Here is a 4,670-nt window from a genome sequence, read left to right on the forward strand (position 1 = left end):
CTTTCGCACCATCGTTGACTCTCTTTTCAGCAGCCATATTTCGTAATTGCCAATAAGATTGTTCCGTTTGTTTCTTTTTTTGAGCCATTTAGATCAACTTCTGTCTTAGGTGTTCTATTTGATCGGTAGAGTTAATTATTGGGCCTGATTTTATATCTTGTGCATTTAGTGTTCCTGTTATAATTCCGCCATAGTTGGCTTTCGCTTCTTCAACAAGGGTAATGATCTCTATATGTTCAGGATGTTCTTTTGCTATTTCGAGCAAATTCGAATAAAGAACACTCGTGATATACTGAGATTCCTTAAGTTTACCTAGCTGAACTATTCCAACTTCATCGATTGCTGCATCGTGTTGCTCTATTACTGTATTTGTCACAGCCGTATAGAGGGCAGAAACACCAGCACAAACAATGTCTTTCCCAAGTGGGGCATAGTTAGCATGACCTGTGACAGAGTAGCTTACGAATAAATTATTTTTCTTTTGAAACGTTGCTGTTATCATCGTCTATTTCCTCCTCTGGCTCATCGTCTAAATCGCTATGGCTATCTTCTGACTGGGTTCCCATCGCCTCTTGTTGCAACTTAACAGCCTCTTCTTTTTCTATTTTTAATTGTTCAAGAACTTCTTCCACATCGTCAATATCAGGTAACCAGCTCAGTAATAGTTTAAGTGGTAGTATGCCTGCTTGATGGGCTGATACAATCTGATTAACAATATCACTCGTATTGATCGGAAGATTAGGTTTAAGTTTTATTTTAGTGCCCGTAACATCAATTGCTTTGCCTTTTACATTTTCAATATGCGCAAAAATCTCCAGACGTTGTCGTAGTCCCTTAATCATGTACCGAGATTTCACGCTCATTAACTGGAGCAATCCGAATAATTTGTACTTCATAGCTTCGCCTGATACGTTTCCTGAAAATTTCTCGTCGTTCATATTCGGAACATAGGTTATTTTGTGTATATCATCAAGCAACGATGATCTAAGCAATGTTACACCATCTTCGTTCAGCTCTTTTGTAAGATAGCCAGCTGCTGTAGTATTTTTATCTCCAGGCGCTTGAAGTATTTTATCTTCTTGTAACTGTTGACCAGCACCGTCCTCTAAGCTGAACCCTTGAATAAAGAGTATTGCATCCACAAATGCTTCTTTGTCGTTCAGGCGATCAGATTGTAAAATGTTGTACGCATCGATCAGTGTCAAGGCTTGTTCAAAGTCACCTTGCTTCTCTTCGTTATTACGATACTCTATGATGGGCACTCTACCAAAATAGTGAGGGACTGCGTTTGTCATCTCGTAATTTCCATCAGCTTTTGACAACGACTTATAAGTAATAATACGATCTTGTCCATAATACTTGATAGTCCAATGACTGACACCGCCCTTTAAATCGTATACAGGCTGATAATGTACCGCAAATAATGGGTTTTTATCAATAGTATCATCGGTCACTAAAAATACTCCTCTAGGATCGATGCATTTAATATCTGTTTGTGTATCATTTATTCCAGCTTTTTTTAAATAAATCAGTTCATATCCAACCCCGAAAGTAGATAAGTCTTTTTCTAGCTCGGTATCGTGAGAAACTATATCTACACGATCATACTCGTTCATAATCTCTGATATATCTTGGTCCTGCGCCGCACTGTAGGCGATTGGATTCGACACCATAAACCCAACATTCATATCAACTACATATTTTGCATGATTGACCATGATCTTGTTATTGGGTGCGGCATTGCTTTCTTTAGTTCTTTTTAAAATCTCTTGCTTCCCGTCATAATAGTCGGAAAGTGAGTCTAGTCTTTTTAATTCTTTAGCATGCTCCTGAATACAATAGTCCAAAAGCTCTGGTGTTGGATTGTTTAAATCCCCGGCTACTTCTCTGTTTATCACAATTGCCATGTCATCCCTCCTTTAAAATCCAAATTGTGCTTTGTTTAATACTGTTGCGACTTTCGGTGCTTGCATATCCTCACTAAACGCATAACGTGTGGCATCTATCGTGTGGTTGTCTTTGTCCTCAAGCCTAGGCTTAGGATTGCCGTCTTTGTCTGTCTGATAATCAATATTTTCAAATTCTCGTGCAATATTCGGTGTTCGTAATGGATCAATACAGATGAAATCTAAATCATCTAACCATTCTTCGCCATATTCCACTGAGTCGGGCCCTTTTTTAACACCAATCACCTTTTTAATACCGTGTTCATTCTTTAGCTCAGCAATTGATTTAGGTTCAGCAGAATCAGCGAACATTTCGTCAGATTGGTAACCTTTGCTACTTAATTTACTAGCGAACTCTCTATTGCTGATCTTAACGCCGTATATTTCATCAATTGCATAGATGCCATTTTTTTTCTTGTCGTAATGCCAGCGGACGAACGCCAATGGATCCGTAGCATACCCAAAATCGACAGCATTTCGGATGTTATCGAAGTTAGATACCATATCATCTGTAATTGAACCAGCTTTTACTTGTAAATTATCAAACGGCACTACACCAGATCCGATTGCTTTACCATCGTATTCCCATTCAGCACGCCTTGGATTACGTTCCCTAGTAGCTTCTACCTCACTAAGAAATTCTTTAGATATGAAAGGATTATCTCTATAGGTAGAATGATGTACGAATGTATTTTTCGGTTGAAAACTTGTTTCATACTTCTTGTTCACCCATGATTGTTTTCTTTTCGGTGGGTTATAGCTGTAAAAAAACTTATAAAAAAGACCATCCTCTAATTCTCCACGTAGCAGAGAGTTAGTGATAGTCGTTACTTCATCTTCATTTTTAAATTCGGCTAATTCCTCTATCCATCCGATAGCAAACGGAAAACGCGCATCTTTCAAAGATTTAATCCGTTCAGGATTCTGCGCACCTCTGAAAATCATATAATTGCCACGAGGAATGTAAGTGATCCTTAGTGGTGATTTATTAAACTTAAATAGATGTGTCACACCTTGTTGCTCAATCGCCCATTTCATTTGCTCGTAGAGTGATTGTTCCAGCGTATTATCTACATATCGAATACCTACAGCATTTACAGCAAATCGCATTAGCAACTGTGAGATGATGTGTGCAATATCAGATGACTTACCGGAGCCACGACCACCTTTGCAAACAATATTGAGAATATCCGAATTGAGAGTAGCTCGCCACACTGAATGAAATTTCTTCGGTAACAGTTCAGATAGTTTTTTTCTAGCCATCGTCATCACCTATATCGTCCTCAAATATAGGCGTTTGAATATTGGTCACTTCTTGTTTATTTACCGGAGCGAATCCTCCGCGATCAAGTATATCTTTTGCAGCATTAAACCTAACCATTTCAGATCGTGCACTCATTAAAGCTAGCATCGTGTTTAACGCTTTGCCTGATGATTTGCCCATAATTTGCTGAACATATTCATCATATGCTTTTGTGAATTCATCGTCTTTCAACCAGTTATACAAAGTCTGTTCGCTTATGTTTAGTTCTTCAGCGATTTCTCTACGCTTTAAAGAGCCTTCAAACAGTAATTTAATAGCCTTTTGGTGCTTTTTATTCAGTTTCAAAAAATCCCCTCCAATCTAAAATAAACTACACAAAAACAACCGCCACGAATGACGGTTAGTTGGATTTATTGTTTACTTACACACTCGCATTCACAATGTCCTTCGCATGGAGATATGCGATAAATACAATAGTTAAACGCTAGAGTGATTGTAACTGCTATTAAAATAAATAAACAAAAGATAACGATGTTTTTTCGATTCTTCATAAAAAACCTTCCTTTGTTACATTTTTCACATTTGCAATATTATACCAAAATTTCGTAACGTGTCCAATATTTTTAAACAAAAAGACCACTCAATGAGTGATCTAGAATTTAAATATATTTATTTACTACCTCTATGTCATGATTAAGTGTTTCGAATACTACAACTACCGGGTTTTCGTAATTCAACTTACTTTCGGCATCATTTACAATGTCTCGAACACTTTTTAAATCCCAATCAGTCTCAAAAGTAAATGTCCCTTTTAAATTTAACGTTTCTATTCTATTCGGATGTTCCACAGAAATTGACACGCTACCCTTGGGCCTTTTTTTCATGTTATTCACAAAGTTTGATTTTTCATCAAAATAAAAAAATAAGGTTACATAACCAGTTCTTTCTACTATTTTAGATACTGTTACACTTAACGGAAATCCATAATCGTCTATTGTTGACACAACATAGGATGATGAAGCTTTAATTATTTCTTCAGCTGTATTCATTTTTGCCTCCAATAATCTTTCGTTTTTATTATTATAACGAAAAAAGATTGTATTACAATCGACAAAAAAGAAAGTATGTCTATAAAAAAGCCACCGCATAAGCGATGACTAAAAATTTCTATTCGTTATTTTCTTTTTCTCGTTTCTCTTCTTCTCTAATAAATCTTTTCAGATGTTTTTCGTCTTTTTCTGATTCCACATGCTCTCTGTTGTTATCAATTTCAGCTTCAAACTTCTCTTTGTTTTTTTGTTCTTTAAATGATTCTCTATTTTCTTTTTCTCCGTGACGTTCACTTGGCATAATAAAATTTCCCCTTTCGTATATCATGAATTAATTGTATTCCTATTTGAGGGATTATACCAATATTTCAATCACCCACAGGCTGTAAACTAGGTATTACCTATGGGTGA

6 protein-coding genes are annotated in these 4,670 nt (G+C 36.5%); all 6 read right to left on the reverse strand.

Annotated features, from left to right (window positions below; all coding sequences use genetic code 11):
* Positions 1–88: 88 nt before the first annotated feature.
* The 6 genes from C240_RS15580 to C240_RS15605 all read right to left on the reverse strand — a co-directional run bounded on the left by C240_RS15580 (position 89) and on the right by C240_RS15605 (position 4,560).
* Positions 89–502: a ribosomal-processing cysteine protease Prp gene (locus C240_RS15580; protein ID WP_271497698.1), complete on the reverse strand. Its 414-nt coding sequence runs from the start codon at positions 500–502 to the stop codon at positions 89–91.
* Entirely contained in the window at positions 471–1,907 is a 1,437-nt protein-coding gene (locus tag C240_RS15585; RefSeq protein ID WP_271497700.1) for a phage portal protein, read from the reverse strand. Before C240_RS15585 ends, C240_RS15580 begins: the two co-directional genes overlap by 32 nt.
* A gap of 12 nt (positions 1,908–1,919) precedes the next feature.
* Positions 1,920–3,215, reverse strand: coding sequence for a PBSX family phage terminase large subunit (locus C240_RS15590; RefSeq protein WP_271497703.1), 1,296 nt, complete (start codon positions 3,213–3,215; stop codon positions 1,920–1,922).
* A complete protein-coding gene (locus C240_RS15595; protein WP_271497707.1) occupies positions 3,202–3,555 on the reverse strand; it encodes a phBC6A51 family helix-turn-helix protein in 354 nt (117 codons plus the stop codon). The genes C240_RS15590 and C240_RS15595 overlap by 14 nt, the downstream gene beginning before the upstream one ends.
* A gap of 314 nt (positions 3,556–3,869) precedes the next feature.
* The gene (locus C240_RS15600; RefSeq protein ID WP_271497710.1) at positions 3,870–4,259 is read right to left on the reverse strand and encodes a hypothetical protein; all 390 of its coding nucleotides are present in this window, start codon (positions 4,257–4,259) and stop codon (positions 3,870–3,872) included.
* 118 nt (positions 4,260–4,377) lie between these two features.
* Positions 4,378–4,560, reverse strand: coding sequence for a hypothetical protein (locus C240_RS15605; protein ID WP_271495810.1), 183 nt, complete (start codon positions 4,558–4,560; stop codon positions 4,378–4,380).
* Between the last annotated feature and the right edge of the window lie 110 nt (positions 4,561–4,670).

Source organism: Enterococcus sp. 5H (assembly GCF_028128615.1).
GTDB lineage: Bacteria > Bacillota > Bacilli > Lactobacillales > Enterococcaceae > Enterococcus_L.

Coding starts and splice junctions, on each gene's coding strand:
- C240_RS15605 (WP_271495810.1), bottom strand. CDS start 4,560: ATGCCAAGTGAACGTCACGGAGAAAAAGAAAATAGAGAATCATTTAAA.
- C240_RS15600 (WP_271497710.1), bottom strand. CDS start 4,259: ATGAATACAGCTGAAGAAATAATTAAAGCTTCATCATCCTATGTTGTG.
- C240_RS15585 (WP_271497700.1), bottom strand. CDS start 1,907: ATGGCAATTGTGATAAACAGAGAAGTAGCCGGGGATTTAAACAATCCA.
- C240_RS15590 (WP_271497703.1), bottom strand. CDS start 3,215: ATGACGATGGCTAGAAAAAAACTATCTGAACTGTTACCGAAGAAATTT.
- C240_RS15580 (WP_271497698.1), bottom strand. CDS start 502: ATGATAACAGCAACGTTTCAAAAGAAAAATAATTTATTCGTAAGCTAC.